Origin of the sequence: Amycolatopsis sp. WAC 01375 (assembly GCF_003947325.1) — a bacterium.
Classification (GTDB): Bacteria; Actinomycetota; Actinomycetes; order Mycobacteriales; family Pseudonocardiaceae; genus Amycolatopsis.
Map to the genome: position 1 here is coordinate 55,183 of NZ_QHHW01000060.1, position 21,155 is coordinate 76,337.

The 21,155-nt window shown below is 69.8% G+C and carries 25 protein-coding genes; 9 read left to right on the top strand and 16 right to left on the bottom strand.

From position 1 onward, the window contains the following. Positions 1 to 3 precede the first annotated feature (3 nt). Positions 4 to 696 (bottom strand): transketolase, encoded by a 693-nt coding sequence (locus DL991_RS40580; protein WP_125789650.1) that lies wholly within the window; start codon positions 694 to 696, stop codon positions 4 to 6. Between the two features lie 52 nt (positions 697 to 748). Here DL991_RS40580 and soxR point away from each other — a divergent pair, with 52 nt between their 5' ends. Together soxR and DL991_RS40590 are read left to right on the top strand one after the other, a co-directional pair. Beyond that, positions 749 to 1,210 carry a redox-sensitive transcriptional activator SoxR gene (gene soxR, locus DL991_RS40585; RefSeq protein WP_125789651.1) on the top strand — a complete coding sequence of 154 codons (462 nt, stop codon included), beginning with the start codon at positions 749 to 751 and terminating at the stop codon, positions 1,208 to 1,210. Between the two features lie 46 nt (positions 1,211 to 1,256). Beyond that, positions 1,257 to 1,805 (top strand): RNA 2'-phosphotransferase, encoded by a 549-nt coding sequence (locus tag DL991_RS40590; protein ID WP_125789652.1) that lies wholly within the window; start codon positions 1,257 to 1,259, stop codon positions 1,803 to 1,805. Here the strand turns inward: DL991_RS40590 and DL991_RS40595 are convergent. Both DL991_RS40595 and DL991_RS40600 read right to left on the bottom strand, forming a co-directional pair. Further along, positions 1,802 to 2,674: a hypothetical protein gene (locus tag DL991_RS40595; protein ID WP_125789653.1), complete on the bottom strand. Its 873-nt coding sequence runs from the start codon at positions 2,672 to 2,674 to the stop codon at positions 1,802 to 1,804. The genes DL991_RS40590 and DL991_RS40595 overlap by 4 nt on opposite strands. Before the next feature lie 46 nt (positions 2,675 to 2,720). Then, the gene (locus tag DL991_RS40600; RefSeq protein WP_125789654.1) at positions 2,721 to 3,290 is read right to left on the bottom strand and encodes a TetR/AcrR family transcriptional regulator; all 570 of its coding nucleotides are present in this window, start codon (positions 3,288 to 3,290) and stop codon (positions 2,721 to 2,723) included. 160 nt (positions 3,291 to 3,450) lie between these two features. Between DL991_RS40600 and DL991_RS40605 the strand changes: the two genes are divergently transcribed. After that, positions 3,451 to 5,631 (top strand): MMPL family transporter, encoded by a 2,181-nt coding sequence (locus DL991_RS40605; RefSeq protein ID WP_125789655.1) that lies wholly within the window; start codon positions 3,451 to 3,453, stop codon positions 5,629 to 5,631. Positions 5,632 to 5,749: 118 nt separating this feature from the next. Here the strand turns inward: DL991_RS40605 and DL991_RS40610 are convergent, their stop codons facing one another. Both DL991_RS40610 and DL991_RS43150 read right to left on the bottom strand, forming a co-directional pair. After that, positions 5,750 to 6,304, bottom strand: coding sequence for an NADAR family protein (locus tag DL991_RS40610; protein WP_233599298.1), 555 nt, complete (start codon positions 6,302 to 6,304; stop codon positions 5,750 to 5,752). Positions 6,305 to 6,359: 55 nt separating this feature from the next. Beyond that, positions 6,360 to 6,515 carry a hypothetical protein gene (locus tag DL991_RS43150; RefSeq protein ID WP_016335988.1) on the bottom strand — a complete coding sequence of 52 codons (156 nt, stop codon included), beginning with the start codon at positions 6,513 to 6,515 and terminating at the stop codon, positions 6,360 to 6,362. An 87-nt stretch (positions 6,516 to 6,602) separates the two neighbouring features. Here DL991_RS43150 and DL991_RS40615 point away from each other — a divergent pair, with 87 nt between their 5' ends. From DL991_RS40615 to DL991_RS40625, 3 genes are read left to right on the top strand one after another with little or no spacing between them, the layout of a single operon-like run. Beyond that, on the top strand, positions 6,603 to 6,941 hold the full coding sequence (locus DL991_RS40615; protein WP_125789657.1) for a helix-turn-helix transcriptional regulator: 339 nt from the start codon (positions 6,603 to 6,605) through the stop codon (positions 6,939 to 6,941). A gap of 2 nt (positions 6,942 to 6,943) precedes the next feature. After that, positions 6,944 to 7,414, top strand: a complete 471-nt coding sequence (locus DL991_RS40620) for an SRPBCC domain-containing protein (RefSeq protein WP_233599300.1) — start codon at positions 6,944 to 6,946, stop codon at positions 7,412 to 7,414. Beyond that, positions 7,414 to 8,028 carry a dihydrofolate reductase family protein gene (locus DL991_RS40625; RefSeq protein ID WP_125789658.1) on the top strand — a complete coding sequence of 205 codons (615 nt, stop codon included), beginning with the start codon at positions 7,414 to 7,416 and terminating at the stop codon, positions 8,026 to 8,028. Before DL991_RS40620 ends, DL991_RS40625 begins: the two co-directional genes overlap by 1 nt. Here DL991_RS40625 and hisB read toward each other — a convergent pair. Genes hisB through hisD form a run of 3 tightly spaced genes read right to left on the bottom strand, consistent with a single transcriptional unit; the run spans position 8,025 to position 11,043 of the window. Next, positions 8,025 to 8,624, bottom strand: a complete 600-nt coding sequence (gene hisB / locus DL991_RS40630; protein ID WP_007029930.1) for an imidazoleglycerol-phosphate dehydratase HisB — start codon at positions 8,622 to 8,624, stop codon at positions 8,025 to 8,027. The two genes, DL991_RS40625 and hisB, sit on opposite strands and share 4 nt — an antisense overlap. After that, positions 8,621 to 9,721 carry a histidinol-phosphate transaminase gene (locus DL991_RS40635; protein ID WP_125789659.1) on the bottom strand — a complete coding sequence of 367 codons (1,101 nt, stop codon included), beginning with the start codon at positions 9,719 to 9,721 and terminating at the stop codon, positions 8,621 to 8,623. The genes hisB and DL991_RS40635 overlap by 4 nt, the downstream gene beginning before the upstream one ends. Beyond that, positions 9,718 to 11,043 (bottom strand): histidinol dehydrogenase, encoded by a 1,326-nt coding sequence (gene hisD / locus DL991_RS40640; RefSeq protein WP_125789660.1) that lies wholly within the window; start codon positions 11,041 to 11,043, stop codon positions 9,718 to 9,720. The genes DL991_RS40635 and hisD overlap by 4 nt, the downstream gene beginning before the upstream one ends. An 84-nt stretch (positions 11,044 to 11,127) precedes the next feature. Here hisD and DL991_RS40645 point away from each other — a divergent pair, with 84 nt between their 5' ends. Continuing rightward, positions 11,128 to 11,922 carry a carbon-nitrogen hydrolase family protein gene (locus DL991_RS40645; RefSeq protein WP_125789681.1) on the top strand — a complete coding sequence of 265 codons (795 nt, stop codon included), beginning with the start codon at positions 11,128 to 11,130 and terminating at the stop codon, positions 11,920 to 11,922. Here the strand turns inward: DL991_RS40645 and DL991_RS40650 are convergent. Further along, positions 11,870 to 12,358 (bottom strand): Lrp/AsnC family transcriptional regulator, encoded by a 489-nt coding sequence (locus DL991_RS40650; protein WP_125789661.1) that lies wholly within the window; start codon positions 12,356 to 12,358, stop codon positions 11,870 to 11,872. The genes DL991_RS40645 and DL991_RS40650 overlap by 53 nt on opposite strands. Before the next feature lie 68 nt (positions 12,359 to 12,426). Between DL991_RS40650 and DL991_RS40655 the strand changes: the two genes are divergently transcribed. After that, complete coding sequence (locus DL991_RS40655) at positions 12,427 to 13,323, top strand: SMP-30/gluconolactonase/LRE family protein (protein ID WP_125789662.1); 897 nt, start codon at positions 12,427 to 12,429, stop codon at positions 13,321 to 13,323. 81 nt (positions 13,324 to 13,404) lie between these two features. Here the strand turns inward: DL991_RS40655 and DL991_RS40660 are convergent, their stop codons facing one another. From DL991_RS40660 to eccB, 3 genes are read right to left on the bottom strand one after another with little or no spacing between them, the layout of a single operon-like run. Further along, positions 13,405 to 14,028: a response regulator transcription factor gene (locus DL991_RS40660; RefSeq protein WP_125789682.1), complete on the bottom strand. Its 624-nt coding sequence runs from the start codon at positions 14,026 to 14,028 to the stop codon at positions 13,405 to 13,407. Between the two features lie 29 nt (positions 14,029 to 14,057). Beyond that, positions 14,058 to 14,780, bottom strand: a complete 723-nt coding sequence (locus tag DL991_RS40665) for a response regulator transcription factor (protein WP_233599302.1) — start codon at positions 14,778 to 14,780, stop codon at positions 14,058 to 14,060. A 14-nt stretch (positions 14,781 to 14,794) separates the two neighbouring features. After that, on the bottom strand, positions 14,795 to 16,219 hold the full coding sequence (eccB, locus tag DL991_RS40670; protein ID WP_125789664.1) for a type VII secretion protein EccB: 1,425 nt from the start codon (positions 16,217 to 16,219) through the stop codon (positions 14,795 to 14,797). 147 nt (positions 16,220 to 16,366) lie between these two features. On the opposite strand from eccB, the gene DL991_RS40675 reads away from it, so the two are divergent. Then, a complete protein-coding gene (locus DL991_RS40675) occupies positions 16,367 to 17,440 on the top strand; it encodes a type VII secretion protein EccE (RefSeq protein WP_125789665.1) in 1,074 nt (357 codons plus the stop codon). A 146-nt stretch (positions 17,441 to 17,586) separates the two neighbouring features. Here the strand turns inward: DL991_RS40675 and eccD are convergent, their stop codons facing one another. Genes eccD through DL991_RS40695 form a run of 4 tightly spaced genes read right to left on the bottom strand, consistent with a single transcriptional unit; the run spans position 17,587 to position 21,150 of the window. Beyond that, positions 17,587 to 18,963 carry a type VII secretion integral membrane protein EccD gene (gene eccD, locus DL991_RS40680; RefSeq protein ID WP_125789666.1) on the bottom strand — a complete coding sequence of 459 codons (1,377 nt, stop codon included), beginning with the start codon at positions 18,961 to 18,963 and terminating at the stop codon, positions 17,587 to 17,589. Further along, positions 18,960 to 19,289: a YbaB/EbfC family nucleoid-associated protein gene (locus tag DL991_RS40685; RefSeq protein ID WP_199746568.1), complete on the bottom strand. Its 330-nt coding sequence runs from the start codon at positions 19,287 to 19,289 to the stop codon at positions 18,960 to 18,962. The genes eccD and DL991_RS40685 overlap by 4 nt, the downstream gene beginning before the upstream one ends. Further along, positions 19,286 to 19,795 carry a hypothetical protein gene (locus tag DL991_RS40690; protein ID WP_125789667.1) on the bottom strand — a complete coding sequence of 170 codons (510 nt, stop codon included), beginning with the start codon at positions 19,793 to 19,795 and terminating at the stop codon, positions 19,286 to 19,288. The genes DL991_RS40685 and DL991_RS40690 overlap by 4 nt, the downstream gene beginning before the upstream one ends. A gap of 5 nt (positions 19,796 to 19,800) precedes the next feature. Further along, positions 19,801 to 21,150: a WXG100 family type VII secretion target gene (locus DL991_RS40695; RefSeq protein ID WP_125789668.1), complete on the bottom strand. Its 1,350-nt coding sequence runs from the start codon at positions 21,148 to 21,150 to the stop codon at positions 19,801 to 19,803. Between the last annotated feature and the right edge of the window lie 5 nt (positions 21,151 to 21,155).

Here is a 21,155-nt window from a genome sequence, read left to right on the forward strand (position 1 = left end):
GGTTCAGGCCTTTCGCTCGACGGTCGCGACCACGGCGAGCGGCCGGTCCGGATGGGGTGTGGTGAAGGCTTCGTAGAGCGCTTCGTGATCGCGGCCGTCGACGGTGCGGGTGGTCCAGCCCTCGACCTCGAACCGGCGCGCGAGCCCGCCGGGCCAGCCGTGCGTGGCCGAGGAGTTGTCGATGACGACGGCGGTCAGCTGCGGCATGCCGATGCGGCCCGCGATCGCGATGGCCTCGGCGTTCGAGCCCTCGTCGAGTTCCGCGTCGCCGACGAGCGTGACGACCTTGGCGTCGCGGAATCCCTTGGCGCGCAGGCCGAACACGGTACCGATGGCCAGCGGGAGCCCGTGTCCGAGCGAACCGCTGGAGATCTCGGCTCCGGGAAGCCGCGCCCGATCGGGATGGTGGCCGAGCCGGGACTCGGCCGAAGTCCAGTCGGCGAGTTCGTCCTCCCGGATGAAACCCTTCTTCGTCAGCACGGCGTAATAGGCCATCGGGCCGTGCCCCTTCGACAGCAGGAAGCGGTCCCGGCCCGGGTCACGGAGGGTCTCCGGGGTGATGTCGAGCACACGGTCGTAGAGCACCCACAAGACGTCCACAGTGGACTCCGCGGCCGCCTGGTGCTTCTCGTCCCCGGTCATCAACGAGATCAGCCTCGGCAGATCCTCGTAGCCGGTCTTGGTGTCAGTGGTCATGAACCGAGGTTGCAACCTCGACTTAGGTCGAAGTCAAGGCTAGCCTGGCGACGTGACGAGACTGGCTGAACACCTGAGCATCGGGCAGGTCGCCGACCGCAGCGGCGTGCCCCATACGGCTTTGCGTTTCTACGAGGACAAAGGGCTGATCAGCTCGGAGCGTTCGGCGGGCAACCAACGACGGTATCCGCGTTCGGTACTGCGCCGGATCGCCTTCATCCGTGCCGCGCAGCGGGTCGGCCTCAGCCTGGACGACATCAGCGCGGCACTGGAGACCCTACCCAGGGACCATGCCCCCACCAAAGCCGACTGGGCCCGCCTCTCGCGAGGATGGCAGGACGAACTCGACGCGCGGATCGACGCTTTGCAGCGCCTGCGCGACAGGCTGACCGGTTGCGTCGGCTGTGGGTGCCTTTCCCTGCGCAGCTGCGGGCTGTACAACGCCGACGACCAGATGTCCCGATTCGGCCCCGGCGCGGGGAAACTGCGCCCGGCCTCCGAGGGCGGCATCTGAATTCCGTTGCCACGCGGGGGCCGGATATGCGTCACTGGGACGCGAAATGGACAAGAAACACCTCATCCGAGCCTCGAAACGGCTCTCACGGCATCTTCGGCACGCTCCCGGCGACATCGGGATCACCCTGACCCCCGACGGCTGGGTCGAAGTCGACACGCTCTTGGCCGCCTTGCGGCGCAACGGCTTGAACCTCACCCGCGCCGAGCTCGACGAAGTGGTCGAGGGCAACGGCAAACGACGCTTCGCCTTCGATGACGACGGCCTGCGGATCCGCGCCAGCCAGGGGCACAGCGTCGCCGTCGACCTCGCGCTGCCCGCCGCCATCCCGCCGGACGTGCTCTATCACGGCACGGTTTCCCGGTTCCTCGACGCGATCATGTACGAGGGACTCCGGCCGATGAAGCGGCATGCCGTGCACCTCTCGGCGACCGTGGACACCGCGCGGACCGTCGCGGCGCGGCGCGGCGCCCCGGTCCTGCTCGCCGTGGACGCACGGCGGATGTCCGCCGCCGGACACGAATTCCAGGTGAGCGCGAACGGCGTCTGGCTCACCGCCGCCGTTCCGCCGGAGTTCCTGCGCCGTCTCCCCTAGACCAGGCCGTTGGCCCGCAGGAGCCCCAGCGTGCCCACGGTGAACATCCCGTTCCACTCCAGCGCGGCGGCGGGCGAATAGCTCGTGTAGTCGACCCGCCAGCCGCCGTCGTCGTGCTGCCCGCCCGCCACCCGCCGCAGGTCCGCTTCGACGACGTCGGACCGGAAGAGCTTCCGCGCCAGGCTGCCGGGTTCCGGCGCGAAGTCGAGCGGGCGCATGGCCTCACCCTCGATCCCGCCGCCGACGGCGAGCACGCCGTCGTCCGGGACGAACCGGCCGAGTTTCCCGACCAGTCGCGTGTCGCCGAGCGCGTCCACCAGCTTCATCGCGAAGGCGAGCACGAGCGCGTGCGGCGCCTCGTCGAGCTTCTCGATCTCCTCGATGCAGTAGCGCGTGGCCTTCGCGAGCCAGGGATGCGCGGCGACCGCGGGATCGTGCGCCGCGACGCGCAGCGCGGTGACCGCGACGATCGCGGTGATCTGCAGCGAGGAGACCGACGGATCCGCGCTCGCCCAGAACGGCGCGCTGCCGAAGGGATCCGGCATCGGCAACGCGAACGGGATCCCGCCGTCGGGCAGGGAGATCGAGGCGAGCCAGTCGCAGAGTTCGGCCGCGCGCGGACTGGTCGCCGGGCCGATGTCGGCGAAGACTTCGAAAGCGTGCAGCGCGCCACCGGGCTGGCTGGTCGCCGAGCGGCAGTCGGGTTCGAGCCCGTGGCCGTAGCCGCCGTCGGGATTGCGGTACCCCTCCAGCGCGGCGAGCGCCGCCGCCGGGTCGCCATCGCGGAAGAGGACCTCGAAACGCCGCCTGTCCAGCAGCCGCGCCTGGGTGGCCATGAACGTGGCCGCCGTCTTCAGATCGATGTTCATGCCGACAGCGTCGCGCGGATCGCGGCTGCTGTCTTGAACACATCGGTCACGAGCGGCGGCGCGGGCGGTTGTAGAGCTTGCGGCCGACGCTGAGGAGCGTTTCGCGCAGCGTCTCGTCGTCGAGGGAGGCGACCTCCGGCGAGCCGCCGGCGAGGGCGATACCGGCAAGGAGCACCTGCGCCGTGACCATCCCCAGCACGTCCGGCTCCGGGCCGACCAGGATCTCCAGCAGCCGGTTCTTGAAGCTTTCCGAGCGGTGGACGGATTTTTCGATCGCCCGCGCGATGCCGGGGTCGCTGGAGAACAGGGCGACCAGCGCCCGGTGGCGCACCACGAGGTCGACGAAGCCGTCCAGCAGATGGTCGATCTGCGCGCCGCGCGTGCGCTGGGCGCGGGCGTCGTCGACGATGTCCTCCAGCTCGCGCAGCACGGGTTCGGCGACGGATTCGGTGATCTCCGCCTTCGTCTTGAAGTGGTAGTAGACGGCCGCCTTGGTGACCCCCAGGGCGTCCGCGATCATCTGCAGCGAGGTGCCTTCCACGCCGTGTTCGGTGAACAACCCCAACGCCGTGCGCAGTAGCCGCGTGCGGGTGTCCTCCGCCTGGACGACGTCCATGTTCCCTCCTCGTTCAGCCGTCGGAGGTTACGTCAAGCGAGCCCGCCGAGCCAAACGAGTACTAGCCGTGCGGCTAGTCACACACTTGCCGATCGGCTTGTAGCGCCCTAGCCGATCGGCTAGCTTGGAATGAACCTGAACGAGTGAACGGGAGACTTTCGTGGCCAGCTTCCTGTACCGACTGGGCCGGTTCTCGTTCCGGCGCCGGGCACTGGTGACGGCGGTGTGGGCCGTCCTCCTGGTGGCCCTCGGCGCGGGTGCGCTGACCCTGTCCGGCCAGCTTTCGAACTCGGTGACCATCCCCGGCACCGAGTCGCAGAAGGCGATCGACCAGCTCGCCGACCGATTCCCCGAAGCCGCCGCCGGCGGCGCGACCGCACGTGTCGTCATCTCGACGCCCGGTGACATCACCGACGCCGGCGGACAGGCGGCGATCGCGCGTCTCGTCACCGGACTCAAGGACGCGCCGAAGGTCGCCGGCGTGATCGACCCGCTGCAGCAGCAGGCGATTTCGCCCGACAAGCACGTGGCACTGGCCCAGGTCAGCTACCGCGTGCCGGGCTTCGAGCTCACCGACGCCGACCGCGACGGCCTGATGGCCGCGGCGGATTCCGCCAAGGCCGCCGGGTACACGGTGGAGTTCGGCGGTGACGCCGTCCAGGCGATGCCCGCCACGAACGCCACCGAAGGCCTCGGTGTCGCGGTCGCCGCCGTCGTCCTGATCATCACCTTCGGCTCGCTGCTCGCGGCCGGGATCCCGCTGCTGACCGCGCTCATCGGCGTCGGCATCGGCATGGCGGGTATCACGACGGCGTCCGGTTTCCTCGAACTGAACACGAACACGCCGGTGCTCGCGCTGATGATCGGCCTCGCCGTCGGCATCGACTACGCGCTCTTCATCGTTTCCCGTTATCGGCACGAACTGACGATCGGCCGAGATCCGGAGGAAGCCGCCGGACGCGCCACCGGTACGGCGGGCTCCGCGGTGGTGTTCGCCGGGCTGACCGTGATCATCGCGCTGGCGGGCCTGACCGTCGTCGGCATCCCGTTCCTCGGCGAGATGGGTATCGCCGCGGCGATCACCGTCGCCATCGCGGTCGTCATCGCGCTGACCCTGCTGCCCGCCATCCTCGGCTTCGCGGGCGGCAAACTGGCGGGCGGCAAGATCCGCTTGCGCCGCAAGGAAAACGCGACGACACACGGCGAGCGCTGGGCACGTTTCGTGGCCCGGCACCGGATCCCGGTGCTGATCGCCGCGATCGCCGGGCTCGCGATCGTCGCCGTCCCGGCCGCGAGCATGCAGCTCGGCCTGCCGAACGACAGCACCGCCGCGCCGGACACCACCCAGCGCAAGGCTTACGACACCGTCGCCCGTAGCTTCGGCGAAGGCGCGAACGGGCCGCTCGTGATCGTCGTCGACCTCGCGGGCAGCACCGACCGCCAGGCCGCGCTCCAGCAGGCGGCCGCGGATATCGGCGGCCTCCCCGAACGCCCGATCGTCACGCCGCCGAAGGTCAACCGAGCCGGTGACCTGGCGCTGCTGACCGTCATCCCGAAGAGCGGCCCGAGCAGCACCGCGACCGAAGACCTCGTCAGCGACATCCGCGGCCTGAACCCGAAACTGGGCACGGCCACCGGCGCGTCGCTGGCGGTGACCGGCCAGACCGCGGCCAACATCGACGTCTCGGAGAAACTCGCCGACGCGATGCTGCCCTATCTCGCGCTGATCGTCGGACTCGCGTTCCTGTTGCTGATGCTGGTGTTCCGGTCGATCGTGGTCCCGCTGAAGGCGACGCTGGGCTTCCTCGGCTCCGTGGTCGCGACGTTCGGTGCCGTGGTGGCGGTGTTCCAGTGGGGCTGGCTCACCGACCTGCTCGGGGTGAAGACGACCGGGCCGATCATGAGCATGCTGCCGATCCTGCTGATCGGTGTGCTGTTCGGGCTCGCGATGGACTACCAGGTGTTCCTGGTGACGCGGATGCGGGAGGAATACGTCCACGGCGCCGACCCGCAGCAGGCGATGGTCACCGGCTTCCGGCACGGCTCCCGCGTCGTGGTCGCCGCCGCGCTGATCATGATCAGCGTGTTCGCCGGATTCGTCCTCGCGGAGTCTTCGCTGATCCAGTCGATCGGGTTCGCGCTGGCCTTCGGGGTGCTCGTCGACGCGTTCGTGATCCGGATGACCATCGTGCCGGCGCTGATGTCCCTGCTCGGACGCGGTGCCTGGTGGCTGCCGAAGTGGCTGGACCGGGTGCTGCCGGACGTCGACGTCGAAGGCGAGAAGCTCGCGAAGCAGCTGGACGCTCCTGACGAGCGAGAGCTGGTCGACGCCTCGAAGTAGCCGCCGTTGAAGGTTGCGAAAGCCACTTTCGCAACCTTCAACGTTGCGAAAGTGGCTTTCGCAACCTGCCACCTTCGCCTTACCCCTCAATAAGTACGTGAAGGCCCCCTTCACGAACTCAAGCGAGCGCCGCGCGGGCCTCTCCCAGCGCGAAGCCGAGCAGGTTCAGGCCGCGCCAGCGTTCCGCGTTCTCGACCTGCGGATGGTCGGTGGCGAGCCCGATCCCCCAGATGGCGTCGAGCGGACTGGCCTCGACCAGCACACGGTTCTTGGTTCCCAGCAGGAAGTCGCGCAGGTCCGGGTGCTGCCCGAACTTCGCGATCGTTCCGTCGAGGACGATGCCGTAGCGTTCGTCTTCCCAGCGGCCCTGCACGAATCCCCGCACTTCGCGGCCCAGCGCCTTGGCCTCACGCGGATGCCGGGCGCCGAGGATTCGCGCCGCGCCCTCGGCGTCGTCGAACAGAACGGCTTTGCGCCACATCATGTAATGCTCGGCCGTCGAGAAGGTTTCGCCGTCGGCGGTGAATCGGGCGGGCCACCACTGGCTGAAGCATTCCGGCCCGATCGTGCCGTGACGCCGGGGCCGATGGCCCCAGAAGAACAGGAACTTGACGCGGCTCCCCGATCGCTGGAGCCGGACGACCTCGGCGACCGAGCGCGGGTTTCCGGACATGCCGGACAGCATGCTCGCCGTCGTCGCGGCGCGCAGCCGAATTACCGGGCCGAGCTCAGGCGAGCCAGGCGATGGCGCCGCCGATGGCCAGCAGCGCGCCGATCCCCAGCACGACGGCCATGAACTTGACGCTCTTCCAGGTCGCGTAGACGCCGCCGATCAGGAAGCCGCCGAGCGCGAACAGCAGCACAGCGATGGTCGTGTTACTCACGACCGCCACCCTGCCACACGTCCGCCACCGCGACCGCGCCGGGCCGGGCCTTGCCCTCGCGACCGGACACGGCTAACGTACAACCACATGGTTGTACTTCTGGAGGAGAGCGAGGAGTCGCTCAACCAGCTCTTCCGCGCCTTGGCCGACGGCACGCGCCGCGACATCCTGGCGCGGGCGATCGCGGAGGCGCCGTCGGTGTCCGATCTCGCCGCGCGGTACGAGATGAGTTTCGCCGCCGTGCAAAAGCACGTCGCGGTACTGGAGCGCGCGGGTCTCGTGCGCAAACGTGCCAACGGTCGAGAGCAGCTGGTCTCGACCGACCGCACGCGGCTCCAGCGCGCCGGTGAACTTCTCGACTCCTACGAAGTCCTTTGGCGCCAGCGTGTGGCGCAGCTCGACGATGTCCTGCGGGAAGGAAACTGACGATGCCGATCACCTCGGTCACCAAAGATCCCGAACAGCTCAGCCTCACCCTCGTGGCGGACTTCCCCGTTCCCCGAAAACGCCTTTGGGAGGCTTGGGCCGATCCACGGCAACTCGAGCGTTTTTGGGGGCCACCTTTCGCGCCCGCCACCTTCACCCATCACGATTTCCGGGTCGGCGGCCGCGCCGAGTACTTCCTGTCCGGGCCGAACGGGGAGAAATGGCCCAACTCGTGGAAGTTCACCGCGGTGCACCCCATCGACTCGTTCGAGGCGGAAGACGGTGAAGACAACGCCGCGGACGAGGACATGCCGTCCTCGATGACGTTCACTTTCGAGACGACGCCGACCGGATCACGCCTGATCCACGTGACCCGGTTTTCCAGCGTCGAAGCCATGGAGAAGACGATCCCGGGGATGGAAGAAGGCTTCCGCGCCGCGATGCCCCAGCTCGACGCACTACTGGAGGCGTGATGAGAAAGCTCAAGATCATCGAACACGTCACGCTCGACGGCGTGATCCAGCACTCCGCCGACGAGAACGACTTCCCGTACAGCGGCTGGAACATGCCGTATCGGACGCCCGAAGGCCGCGAAGCCATCATGGCCGCGCACACCGAAAGCTTCGACCTGCTGCTCGGCCGTCGCACCTACGACCTCTGGTCGGAATACTGGCCGGATGCGCCGAGCGATCCGCTCGCGGACCGGCTCAAGGCGGCGACGAAGTACGTCGTCACCCACCGGCCGGAAAGCCTGAAATGGGGGCCGTTCGAAGGGCTCGGCCCGGACATCGCCGAGGACGTCCACCGGATCAAGGCTCAAGACGGCCCGGACCTCGTCCTCTCGGGCAGCTCCACGCTGACGTCGATACTGCTCGAACACGGCCTCGCGGACGAAGTCGTGCTGGCCGTCTACCCGCTCCTTTTGGGCACGGGCAAGCGCTTCTTCGCGGCCGGAACCCCGGCACAGACCTTGGAGTTCGCCGGCACCACCGCGACCCCGTCCGGCGTACTCCTCAACACCTACAACGCAATTCGTCACCTGAATGCGACATTCGCGCATCCAGGTGACGAATTGCGACAGGACTAGAGGACGCCCTTCGTGGACGGGATGCCGCCCGCCCGCGGGTCCGGCTCGGTGGCGGCACGCAGTGCACGCGCGACGGCCTTGTACTCGGCCTCCGCGATGTGGTGCGGGTCGCGGCCGTGCAGCACCCGCACGTGCAACGCGATCTGCGCGTGGAACGACAGCGAGTCGAACACGTGCCGCGTCAGCACGAACGGGTAGTTCCCGCCGATGGTGAAGCTGTTGAACTGCTCCGGCTCGCCGAGGTGCACGCAGTACGGGCGTCCGGAGACGTCGATCGCGGCGTGCGCGAGGGTTTCGTCCATCGGGATCCACGCGTCGCCGAAGCGGCGGATCCCGCTCTTGTCGCCGAGCGCCTGCCGCAGCGCCTGGCCGAGCACGATCGCAGTGTCCTCGACGGTGTGGTGCGCGTCGATGTGCACGTCACCGGTCGCCTGCACCTTGAGGTCGAGCGAGCCGTGCACGCCGAACGCGGTGAGCATGTGGTCGTAGAACGGGACACCGGTGTCGATCTCCACCTGTCCCGTGCCGTCCAGGTCGAGCTGGACCGAAATGGACGATTCCTTGGTGGTGCGATCCACCTTGCCGACGCGACTCATCGCGGCACCTCCTTGCTGGCCTCGAGAAAGGCGTCGTTCTCTTCCGGCGTCCCGATGGTCACCCGCAGGTGCCCTTCGATGCCGACGTCCCTGATCAGCACGCCGTTGTCCAAATAGGACTTCCAGGTCGCGGGCGCGTCCGCGAACCGTCCGAAGAGGACGAAGTTCGCGTCGCTCGGGACCGGCGTGAATCCCAAGCCCAGCAACGCTTCCACCACCCGGTCGCGTTCGGCCGCGAGTTTGGCGACCGAGGCGAGCGTGGCGTCCGCGTGCCGCAGCGCGGCCCGTGCGGCGGCCTGCGTGAGCTTCGAAAGGTGGTACGGCAGCCGCACCAGCTGCAGCGCGTCGACGATCGCGGGCGCGGCCGCGAGATACCCGAGCCGTCCGCCCGCGAAGGCGAACGCCTTGCTCATCGTGCGCGACACGATCAGCTTCGCCGGGTACTCCTCGAGAAGCTCGATGGCGCTCGGCTGCGACGAGAACTCCGCGTACGCCTCGTCGACCACCACGATGCCCGGCGCCGCTTCGAGCAGGCCGCGCAGCTCGCCGAACGGGATCGACCCGCCGGTCGGGTTGTTCGGGCTGGTCACGAAGACGATGTCCGGACGGCGTTCCCGCACCAGCGCGGCCGCTTTCTCGGTGTCGAGCGTGAAATCGTCGCGGCGCGGCACCGGCAGCCAGTCGGTGCGGGTGCCTGCCGAGATGATCGGGTGCATCGAGTACGAGGGTTCGAAGCCCAGCGCCGAGCGGCCGGGGCCGCCGAAGGCCTGCAGGATCTGCTGGAGGATCTCGTTGGATCCGTTGGCGGCCCACACGTTCGACTCCGACACCAGCACGCCGGTGGACACCGCGAGGTAGTCCGCGAGGTCCTGGCGCAGCGCGACGGCGTCGCGATCCGGGTAACGGTGCAGCGAAGCGGCTTCGGCGCGGACGGCCTCGGCGACGTCGGCCACCAGCGCGTCCGGCGGCGGGTACGGGTTTTCGTTGGTGTTGAGCCGGATCGGCACGTCGAGCTGCGGCGCGCCGTACGGGGTCTTGCCCCGCAGGTCCTCCCGCAACGGGAGCGCGTCGAGCGTGATCTCCTCGCCGATGCTCATGCCCGCTCCCCCTCGAACCGCGCCGTGATGGCCTCGCCGTGCGCGGGCAGGTCTTCGGCGTTCGCCAGCGCGACGACGCGACCGGCGATCTCGCGCAGCGCGTCCTGGCTGTAGTCGACGACGTGCACGCCCTTGAGGAAGCTCTGCACCGAAAGGCCGGACGAGTGCCGCGCGAACCCACCGGTGGGCAGGACGTGGTTCGACCCGGCGCAGTAGTCGCCGAGCGAGACGGGCGCGTACGCACCGACGAAGATCGCGCCCGCGTTGCGCACGCGGGCCGCCACCGAACGCGCGTCCGCGGTCTGGATCTCCAGGTGTTCCGCGGCATACGCGTCGACGACGCGGATCCCGTCGTCCATGGTGGACACGAGGATGATGCCGGACTGCTTGCCGCTCAAGGCCTCCGTCACCCGCTCGGAGTGCTTGGTCGCGCCCACGCGGCCGGTCAGTTCCTTGTCGACGGCGTCCGCGAGCCCTTCGGACGTGGTGACCAGCACGCTCGCGGCGAGCGGGTCGTGCTCGGCCTGGCTGATCAGGTCGGCGGCGACGTGCACCGGGTCGGCGGTCTCGTCGGCGAGGATCGCGATCTCGGTCGGGCCCGCCTCGGAGTCGATGCCGATGATGCCGCGCAGCATGCGCTTCGCCGCGGTGAGGTAGATGTTGCCCGGCCCGGTGACGATGTCGACCGGCTCCAGCGTCGTGCCGTCGGTGTCGGTGCCGCCGTACGCGAGCAGCGCGACGGCCTGCGCGCCACCGACGGCCCACACCTCGTCGACGCCGAGCAGCTCGGCCGCGGCCAGGATCGTCGGGTGCGGGAGCCCGCCGAACGCGGCCTGCGGCGGCGAGCACAGCACGAGCGTGCCGACGCCGGCGATCTGCGCCGGGACGACGTTCATCACCACGGTCGAGGGGTACACGGCCAGCCCGCCCGGCGCGTACAGCCCGACGCGCTCCACCGGGATCCAGCGCTCGGTGACGGTGCCGCCGTCGACGACCTCGGTCGTGACGTCCTGACGGCGCTGATCACCGTGGACCTTCCGTGCGCGGACGATCGACTCCTCCAGCGCCTCCCGGACCGCCGGATCCAGGTTCTCGAGCGCGCTGGTGAGCTCCGCGGCGGCGACACGCACACCGCCGGGACGGACCTTGTCGAACTTCTCGGTGTACTCGAGAACCGCCTCGACGCCGCGATCGCGGACCGCCTCGACCACCGGCCGTACGTGATGCAGCGCCGCGTCCACGTCGTACTCGGCACGCGGGAGCGTGCTCCTGAGTTCGGCAACGGACGGGACCTGTCCACGCAGGTCGGTACGGTTCAGCATGGGTCAAGGGTACGAGGTGGCCCGATCGCCGCGAGCAGGCACACTGGGGTGGTGACCAGCGATCCCACGATGAGGGAGGCGGCCGTGCCGCGAATCGGGTTGTGCCAGCTCACGGCCGCCGAGGATCCCGAAACGAACCTGAAGCCGATTCGCGAAGGCGTGGCGGCCGCGGCGGCCGACGGCGCGCGGATCGTGGTGTTCCCCGAAGCGGCGATGGCGCGCTTCGGTATCCCGCTCGGACCGGTGGCGCAACCTTTGGACGGACCGTGGGCGTCCACTGTGGCGTCCATCGCCGACGAGCACGGTGTGGTGGTCGTCGCGGGCATGTTCACGCCGTCGCCCGACGGGCGTGTGAGCAACACCCTGCTGGTCACCGGCGCCGGACAGCACTTCGGTTACGACAAGATCCATCTGTACGACGCCTTCGGGTTCGCCGAATCCGACACGGTCGTCCCCGGCACCGCGCCCGCCACCTTCAAGGTCGACGGGGTCACGTTCGGCCTCGCGACCTGTTACGACATCCGCTTCCCGGAGCTGTTCCGGAAGCTGGCCGACGACGGCGCCGACATCGTCCTCGTGCCGACGTCCTGGGGCGCGGGCGAGGGCAAACGCGAGCAGTGGGAAGTGCTGGTGCGCGCCCGCGCGCTCGACTCCGGCTGCTGGGTCCTCGGCTGCGGGCAGGCCGATCCGGCCACGACCTCCACGCCGGTGAACCCGAAGGCGCCGACCGGCATCGGCTACTCCACGGTGTCCGACGGGTTCGGCCGCGTCCACACGCAGCTGGGCCCCGGGCCGGAACTGGTGGTCGTCGAACTGGATCCCGCGGTCAGCGGGAAGGCGCGGGCGGCGACGGGCGTTCTGGCGAACCGTCGCCTCTAGCGTTCACGGAGCGTTCGAAGAAGGATTCGAGCACGACGATCGTCTGCGTCCCGGTGACGCCCTCGATGGCGTACAGCCTGCGTAGTGATGCCTGGAGTTCCTCCGTGGTCGGCGTGCGCACCTTCACCAGCAGCGAGGCCGGGCCCGCGATGATGTGCGCCTCCACGACCTCCGGCAACGCCTCCAGCGCGGCCTTGGTCGGCGAGTCGCCCATCCACGAGCCCGCCTCGATCAGCACGAACGCCATCACCCCGCGACCGACCGCCGCCGGATCGACGTCGACGGTCGTGCGTCGGATGACGCCCTGTTCGCGTAGTTTGCGGACCCGCTCGTGCGCGGCGCCCGCCGACAGCCCGACCGCCTTGCCGAGCGCGGCGTACGCCTGAGTCGCGTCCCGCTGCAACTCCGTGAGCAGTATGCGATCCACGCCATCCATGTGTTGACCGTATCAGGTTCGGCGGTTCATGATGACCGCGATATCTCATTCGGAGTACTGGGGTTTTCATGGACATGGTCAAGGCACACTTCGAAGTCCTCGACGAGCGGTTCGCCCGCGTCAACGGCGACGAGTGGATGCGGCGTCTGCACACGGGCTGCCGGTGGACCGAGGGGCCCGCCTACTTCCCGGCGGGCCGGTACCTGGTGTTCAGCGACATCCCGAACGACCGCGTCCTCCGATGGGACGAGACCACGGGTGCGGTCGGCGTGTTCCGGGAGCCCGCCGGATTCCACAACGGGCACACCGTCGACCGCCAGGGCAGGCTCGTCAGCTGTGAACAGGGCAACCGCCGGGTGACACGCACCGAACACGACGGCACGACCACCGTCCTCGCGGAGACCTATCAGGGCAAGAGGTTCAACAGCCCCAACGACGTCGTCGAGTCCTCCGACGGCGCGATCTGGTTCACCGACCCCAGTTACGGGATCGACAGCGACTACGAAGGCCATCAGGCGGAAAGCGAGATCGGCGCCTGCCACGTCTACCGCGCCGACCCGGTGGACGGTTCCGTGCGGATCGTCGCGGACGATTTCTCGCGTCCGAACGGGCTCGCGTTCTCGTGGGACGAATCGCGGCTCTACATCGTGGACACGCGCCAGAACCCCAGCCACATCAGGGTTTTCTCGGTGGCAGACGGGCGGCTCTCCGGCGGCGAGGTCTTCGCGACCTGCGACGCCGGTGGTTTCGACGGCGTGCGCCTGGACGCCGCGGGCCGGGTCTGGGCCGCCGCGCACGACGGCCTGCACTGCTTCGCGCCCGACGGCACGCGGATCGGGAAGCTGCGGGTCCCGGAGGTCTGTTCGAATCTGACCTTCGGCGGACCGCGGCGGAACGATCTGTTCATCACCGCGTCCAGTTCGGTCTACACGCTGCGGGTGAACTTCTCCGGCCCGCGGCTCTAGCGGCCGTGTGGTCCAGTGGGTCGTGAGTGGCGATTCGGGTTCTAACCCGAATCGCCACTCACGACCCACTGGACCGACCACCTACCGCAGCAGCCCTTCCCGGATCGCCACCCGCACGAACCCGGCCCGCCGTCGTTCCCCGGTCTTGTCCCGGATCCGGTCGAGGTAGGACCGCACCGTCCGCACGCTGATGTTCAGGATCTCGGCCACGTCGACATCCCGTTCGCCGGCCGCGACCAGCCGCAGGACCTGCTTCTCCCTTTCGGACAGGACGATCTTGGGCCCGGCGTGGCGGTCCTCGCTGTCCTGGATGATCATTCCGGCCAGCGTCGGCGACACGTACGCGTTGTCGTCGGCGATGGTGCGGATGGCGCGCAGGAGTTCGTCGCCGTCGACGTCCTTGGACAGGAAGCCCTTGGCACCGGCCTGCATCGCGCCCAGCACCTCGGGCTGTTCGGCGTGTGCGGACACCACGAGCACCTTGTGCCCCATCTGTCCCACCTCGAGTACCGCGGCGGCGTCCTGGACACCGCGCAGCTTGAGGTCGAGGACGACGACGCTGCCGGGAGCCTGCTCCTGGACGGCGAACCGCGCGACGGAGTCGGCGACGGCGCCCAGCTCGATGTCGGGCGCTTCGGTGAGGACACGCGCGACGGCGTCCCGGTACAGCGGATGATCTTCGATCACCCCGACGTTGATCGGCATGATGCGTTTCGGCTGCTGCTCGTCTGCGTTCACCGGCGTCCTTCGAATCCGCCCGCGTCGGCGCGGGGCACGACCGGCCGAGACGGGCCGGGCACCTCCGGCGGAGACGCGAGCCCGAGCTGGATGGCCTTGCGGACCAGACCGGCCCGCCTTCTCTCTCCGAGTTTGTCACGGATCCGGTCCAGATAACCGCGAACCGTCCGGACTCCGATACCGAGGATGCGGGCGATGTCGACGTCGCGTTCGCCCGCCGCGACCAGCCGCAGGACCTGCTTCTCGCGCGCGGAAAGCGCGACGTCCGGAGCCGCCACGGGACGGTCGGCGTTGTCCTTGATGATCATTCCGGCCACCACCGCGGAAACGTAGGCACGGCCCTGCGCGACCGTCCTGATCGCGATCAGCAGCTCGTCGACGTCGACGTCCTTGGACAGGAATCCCTTGGCACCGGCGGCGATCGCGCCGAGCACCTGCTCGGGTTCCGCCTGCGCGGACACCACGAGCACGTGATGCCCCAGTTCGCACACCTGGAGCACGGCCGCCGCTCCGGCGATCCCCGGCAGGCCGAGGTCGAGCAGCACCACGCTGCCTGGCGGCTGCGGATGGACGTGGAACCTGGCGACCGAATCGACCACCGCGCCCAGTTCGATCCCTTCGGCTTCGGTGAGGACCCGGACCACGGCGTGCCGGTACAACGGATGGTCTTCGATCACCGCGACGTCGACCCGGTCGGTCTCCGGCCTGTCTTCAGTCATCTGCACGTTCCCGCTCACCCCGTCCCACCTGCCGCGGACACCGCACGGCCCGCCTGCGCCGGATCCAGCGCGGGTCCGCGTGGCACCAGCGCCAGTAATCCATTCGGAACCGGCTGCCGTTCGGCCTGGCCGTATCCGAGGGAAGCGAGTGCCTCACTGCTCGCCACCGGGTACTTCAAGCCCGTGTCGGTCACGACGTAAACCGTGCCGGAACCGGATTCCGCCACCACCGAGCCTCCCGACGGAGGCACGAAAACCGCGTCGGCGACCAACGCGTCCGTCCGCGCCGTCACCGGGATCGCCTTCGCACCTTGCGGCAACGGGACCTGTGCGGAGATAACGATTCGAGAACCCTGTGCGCATAACGTCACGGACTGTCCGGTAACGGGCGCTTTTCGCGGGATCCGGTCCGGATACTCCGCGGGATCGGCCCCGCCCGCCCTCGCCGTGCCGACCTTCGGCACGGCGGCGACGTCGGCGGCGCGTACCGCGACGGGCGCCGGGACGCCGGTGTAGGCGTCCGCGTTCTGCGGCGTGTTGATCAGCAGGCTCGCCTCGGTCTGGCCGATCGGTTCGAGTCCTTCGGGGTGGACGAGGTAGTACGACGTCGCGTCGCCCGGTGTCGCCATCGCGTCGACGACGCCGAGTACCGAACCGACCTTCGTCGCGGCGCCGCCGACCTTCGGGCCGGGCCGTCCGGCGTCTTCGACCGCGCGGTAGGCCAGATCGCGTCCGGCGGCGACGGTGCCGATCCACCGGGACGACACCGCGATCGCCGGATAGGTGTCGAACTGCAACGCCGTGGCGGCTTCCGGGGTGAGCTTGTAGCGGCGTCCCGCCGTCACGAGGTAACGCTCCCCCTCGGGGACGCGGACCACGACGGCCTGGTCCCTCGGCAGGTCGACCCCGGCGGCGGGCGCGCCGAGGAGCACCGTCGTCTCCGGTTCGGCCGACGCCGGCGCGTCCTGGGTGGTCCGCGTGCAGCTCGTCCACGGGGTGTTCACCAGCGCGGCCGCCGCGGGCAGCGAATCGGGCGCGCCCGGAATGCCGATCTGCGAACCGCGCGGTGCCTTCGCGAGCTTGTCGGAAGGGACGGTCACGGTGGCCTCGCCGTTGCCGCCGGCCATCAACCGCGCGGAGGCGTAATTGAGCACCGGATGCAGCGCGCCGTCCTGGCCGAGGATGTAGCGCGCGCCGGTGCCCTCCTCGACGATCACCTTGCCGCCCGCCAGCCAGTCCTTGCCGCCGGAGGGGTTCAGCAGGCCGATCACGCCGAACACCGCGGTGACCAGCAGCGCGACGCCGAGGCCGCACAGGGTTCCGATGACCAGCCTGCGGCTCGGGGCGACCGGATGGTTGGCGTCAGCCGAGACGAGTGCCGAAACCAGTCTCCTGCGGAGGAATTGGTAGGCCTGGATCTGGTCCCGCTGCGTCCACACGCTCCCCGTCCCCCGCCGTTCGTGCCCACCCGTTCGAGGGTGCTCACGTTAGGTCTGGGCCCGGTTCGCGGTGAGGGTATTTTTTACGCCCCTCCCCCGCGCGGGGCGCGGCTACCGTCGGGCGCGTGCACGGAGGAGGGGAATTCCTTGTCGGTTGAAGCCCCGGCCCGCCCGGTCCCGGACCAGGCTCCAGCGCGCGGTGTCGCGGGCGCGGCGCCGCTGCCCTGGCTGCTGCCGATCCGCCCGCTGCAGGCGGCGCTCTGGGAGATCGCCGGGATCGCGATCCTCCTGGCCTTCACCATGGACGGGATCCCCCCGGCGGCGCAGATCAGCATCACTTCCGTCGCCGGCCTCCTTGTGCTGGCGACGTCAGTCCGCTTCGCCGGACGTCACCTCGCGGGCTGGCTGCTCACCTGGGCCGGCTACCGGCTGAAACGCCGGGACAAGAACGAGATCCCCGATCCGCTGCACCGGCTCGCCGGTCCCGCCCGGGTACGCCAGCACGTCGACCGCGCGGGCAACCGCTTCGGTGTCGCCGAGGTCAGCGACGGCTGGAGCGCCATCGTGCGGCTCACCCCCGGCGCCATGGCACCCGGGCCGGACACCCTCGTCGCCATCCTGCGCGAGGCCTTCGCGGGGACCGGGATCCCTTTGTCCAGCGCGCAACTTCTGACCTGGACCGTCCCCAATGGACAGTCCGTGCTCCGCGTCCGCTGGCTCACCGTCCGGTACCGGCCCGAGAACGCGCCGATCGCGGCGCTCGCCCGCGGCGGCGGGGAACTCGGCGCACTGCGGAGCACCGCCTGCGCGGCGTTGAGACTGATGGGCGCGCTGGCCGAAGCCGGATTCGAGAGCACCGTGCTCGAAGCCGGTGAAGTGGCGGAAGAACTGCGCGTCGCGCTCGGCCACGGCCAGGGCGCGCCGGTGAACGGCTGGCGTTCCTGGGACTGGGGCGGCGCGTCGCAGGTCTGTTACCGGCCACGGTCCGAGCGGAATCTCGCGCGGACGCTGGATCTTCACGTCCCCGGATCGGCGTTCACCGCGACTTCGTACACGCTCCACCGGACACCTGGCGGACGGGAGAAGTCCGAAGTGACCATCCGGGTCGGCGGACGACCGGGGGCGGAGACCGTGCGGCCGAGCGGGGTCGCGGTGATCCCGCTGCACGGACGGCACGCGGCGGCGGTCCGGCGGACCCTGCCGCTGGCGCTGGAGAACTGAGGGGACGGTCCGTGGAGGACTCCTTTCTTCTCTGAGGGTAGGGAAGGAGTCTCCACGGACGTAACGCGCACACCGCATTTCGGCACCTGGTTGCGATCCTTGCGCGCGCAAGGATCGCAACCAGGTGCCGAAATGCGGAGAAGAGATCAGCCTCGTACGGCCTCGTAGACGCCCGCGATCATGCCGACGAACGGGATCAGCGAGAGCAGCACCAGGAACTCCACGATGTCGAGAGTCCTTGCCCAGTACGGAGAACGACGTCCCTTCGCGACACGCGTCGCGTAGGTGAGACAGACGCCCGCCGCGACGACGACGGCACAGCCCGCGGCGAAGACGAACGAACGCGGCCCGCTCGCGGCGAGCCAGAAACCGGCCGCCGCCAAGGCCGCCGCGCCGAATCCGATGAGCACCACCCGCTGCGAACGGCCAGCGAAGGCGCGCGAGCGCAGCATCAGCGCCAGACCCAGCAGCGCGCACAAGCCCGCTTCCCAAGCCCCGCCGGAAGACGACAGGACCACCGAAGCCGAGACCACGACGAGTCCGAGCGCGACGAGCAGCCCGGTCAGCAGCGCCTGCGCGTAAGTCGTCCCGCCGACCATGTCCTCGCCGAGCGAAGGGTCCTCGTCGGCACGGAACGCGTCCATGTCGTCGGGCACCCTGGGCAGCGGCAGCCTGCCGAGCCGCAGCGCCATCATCGGCGCGACCGCGGCCAGCGCCGTCGCCACGACGGCGACCACGGCGGCCGCCGAAACCGGGCGGACGTCGGCCAGCAGGACGATCGCGGTGGTGATCGCGCCGAGCCCGGCCGACACGGTCACCGCGACGAACCACGGCAGCCGGTCCGCCACTGAAACAGCCGCGATCACGCCATAGACGGTCACCACCGCGAGCCCGGCCGCCAGCGGTCCGGCCGACAGCGAGAACAGCGGATGCGGCGGCAGGATCGACATCCCGGCCAGCAACGCCGCGCCGACCCCGGCGAGCGCGCCGGCCGCGCCGGCCTCCGCGTCGCCGTACGCTCGGCTCAACGCGCCCCCGCCCAGCACCAGTACCAGCGCGAGCAGTCCGGTGCCGATCGGCGCCAGCACACTGCCGGACGCCGCCGCCTGCACCAGCAGTCCACCGGCGAGCAGCAGCACCACGGACGCGACGATGCCCGCCTTGCGCGCCACCGAGGGACCCCACCGCCCGGTACCCGACTCGGCGACGCCGGCGATCGAATCAACGACGTCGTCGAACAGCAGTGGACCCCGCGGGCGTTCCCGCGGGGTCAGATGGAGGACTTCGCCGTCGCGCACTTGCGCCGCGGCGACCGTGAGCCCGAGCGCGAGCGGAGCGCCGCCGAGCCGGGACAGCACCCATCCGGGATGCTCGGCCGACGCCTGCCCCGAAGCACCCGCGAGCCGCACGAGCTGCGGGACGAGTTCGGCGAACGTGCTCTGCTGCGGCAGCGCCACGTCGACACGCGCCCGCGGTGTCACCACCGTGACGCGCCGGGTGGAGCCCGCGATCGCGGCCGTCATGCTTCGATCGACTTGGCGGACTCGATGACGGGCGCGAATTTGGCGTTGCTGGCCTCGGCCAGCTTCTGGAGCCCGTTGTTGACCGCCTCCAGCACGATCTCCGAGATGTTGCGCGCGTCGTACTGACGCAGTGCGCGCGGGTCGATGTCGATCGAGGTGAAGCGGCCGTCTCCGCGCAGCACGACGGTGACTTCGTTCTGCCGCGAGTGCGCCTTGACCTCCATCGCCTCGACCGAACGCTGGATGCGCTGCACCTCTTCGGTCTGCTTGCGGACCTGGTCCAGCAACTCGTCCATGTCCGGCATGGCGTAGGGGTCGGTGGTCACGAGTCTTCTCCTTCATCTGCGGTGGAATCCCGCCGGACGTGGACGCTGCCCACGAACCGCCGGAAGTCGTCGCCGAGGCCGCGGGCCGCCTCGGGTGTCGCGGTGCAGGCGATCTGGAGGATCAGCCGCTCGGCCGGGCTCGCCCCCGGCACGGTCAGCTGCACCTGCGTCTGTACGAGATCCTGTCCTTCGCCGGTGCGGATGCGCAGCACCTGCGTCACCCCCGGCGCGACCGGAGTGCCGATCTCCTTGCGCCGCACCACTTCGAGGGCGGCCATCGACCGGCCGAGGCGTTCGACGGCCTCGTCGGCGATGTCGGTGATCCGCGCCTGGTCCGGCCGTTGCCCGACGCTCAGGGTGATGTTGGGGGTGAACTCGCCGTCCGTCGCGGAGTGCACCGCCACGAAGACCGCGCCGTCGGCGCCGACGGACGCCGGCTCGACGGGCACCCAGCCCTCGGGGATGTCGAAGCCGAGCGGGAGGGAAACCCGTTCCTCCGTGCTCATCCCGCTCACCACGTGCCCACGTAGGTGATCGCGTCGTCCCATGCCTCGCCGACGGCGTCCGCCGCCTCGCCCGCCGCACCGCTCACCGCGTCGACGGCCGCGCCGCCGTACTCGCCGACGGTGTCCGCGATCTTCGGCAGGTCGATGTCGATCTTCGCGCCGATCCCGGCGCCGAGACCGAGCGCGACACCGGCCTTGAAGTCGACCTTGATGTGTCCCGCGTCGTAAACGGCCTGGCCGTCGAGCTGCGCGCCGAGTCCATATTGGAGGGTGCCGCTCGCGCCGACGCCCACCCCGGCCACGTCGGCCGCGAGCTCGCCTTCGATCTTGCCGCCGACGAAAGCGTTGGCGTGCACGCCGACACCGTGCGCGCCCGCCTGGAGGGAACCGTTCACCTCACCGCCGACGAACGCGGTCCCCTTGGCGCTGCCCGAAGCGACGCCCCATTCACCCTTGCGTTCGAGTTCTTCCTTGAACGCGGCCAATTCGGCGTGCCCGGACGCCTTGAAGTCCCAGCCCTGCGAGGAGACCTTGGCGTCCCACCCCGGCGTGAAGCCGTCCTGCTCCTGCTTCCACTTGGCGTAGGTGATCTCGGTGTTGCCCCAAGCCTTGTCGCGCAGGCCTTCCGGCTTCGGCCTGCCGAAGGGCGTGTCACCCGCGCGCGGGGCGCGCGTGCCTTCGAGACCGTCCCAGGTGAGCTTCTTCCAGCCGGAATTGCCGAACCACGACGGATGCGAGCGCGGGCGCCTGCGGCCGTCGAGCGCGTCTCCGTTGAGCCAGTACAACGGGCCGCGGCCCCATTTGCCCAGTTCGTGCTCGATCCGGCCGGTGCCCTCCGGCGGGAACAGCCGCGCGAGTTCCTCGCTCAGTTCGTCCGCGATCTCCTGTGCCGCCTGCGCGGCGCGTTCGCCGAGCTGCCGGGCGGCGGAGATGAACGCGTTGACCGCGTTCGCGTTCGCCGTCCGCGCCTGGCTGGTGAGCTGCGCGGCGTACTGGTCGAACTGCGCGAGGATCGAGTCCACACAGGACTTCGCGCCCTGCAGGGCCTGCGCGCCTCCCCGCAGCCGGTTCGACTGGTCGCCCAGTTTCGTGCCGAGCTCGGCGAGTTCCTGGCTCAAGTTCGCGGCGGAGGTGGAGAACGCGATGTACGCGTCGCCTTCCCAGGACGCGTTGAGCGCCTTGGCCGCCTTGCCGATCTCCTCCGCCCGGCCCGAAACCGTCGACGCCCGCTCGCCGCACCGCTGGCTCGCCGCGTTCAGCGCGGCGGGATCACCGGGGACCCGCCGCTGGTACTCGACCACGAGCCGCCGGTAATTCGACAGGATCGAGCTGACGACGCCCGACGCGTCGACCACACCGC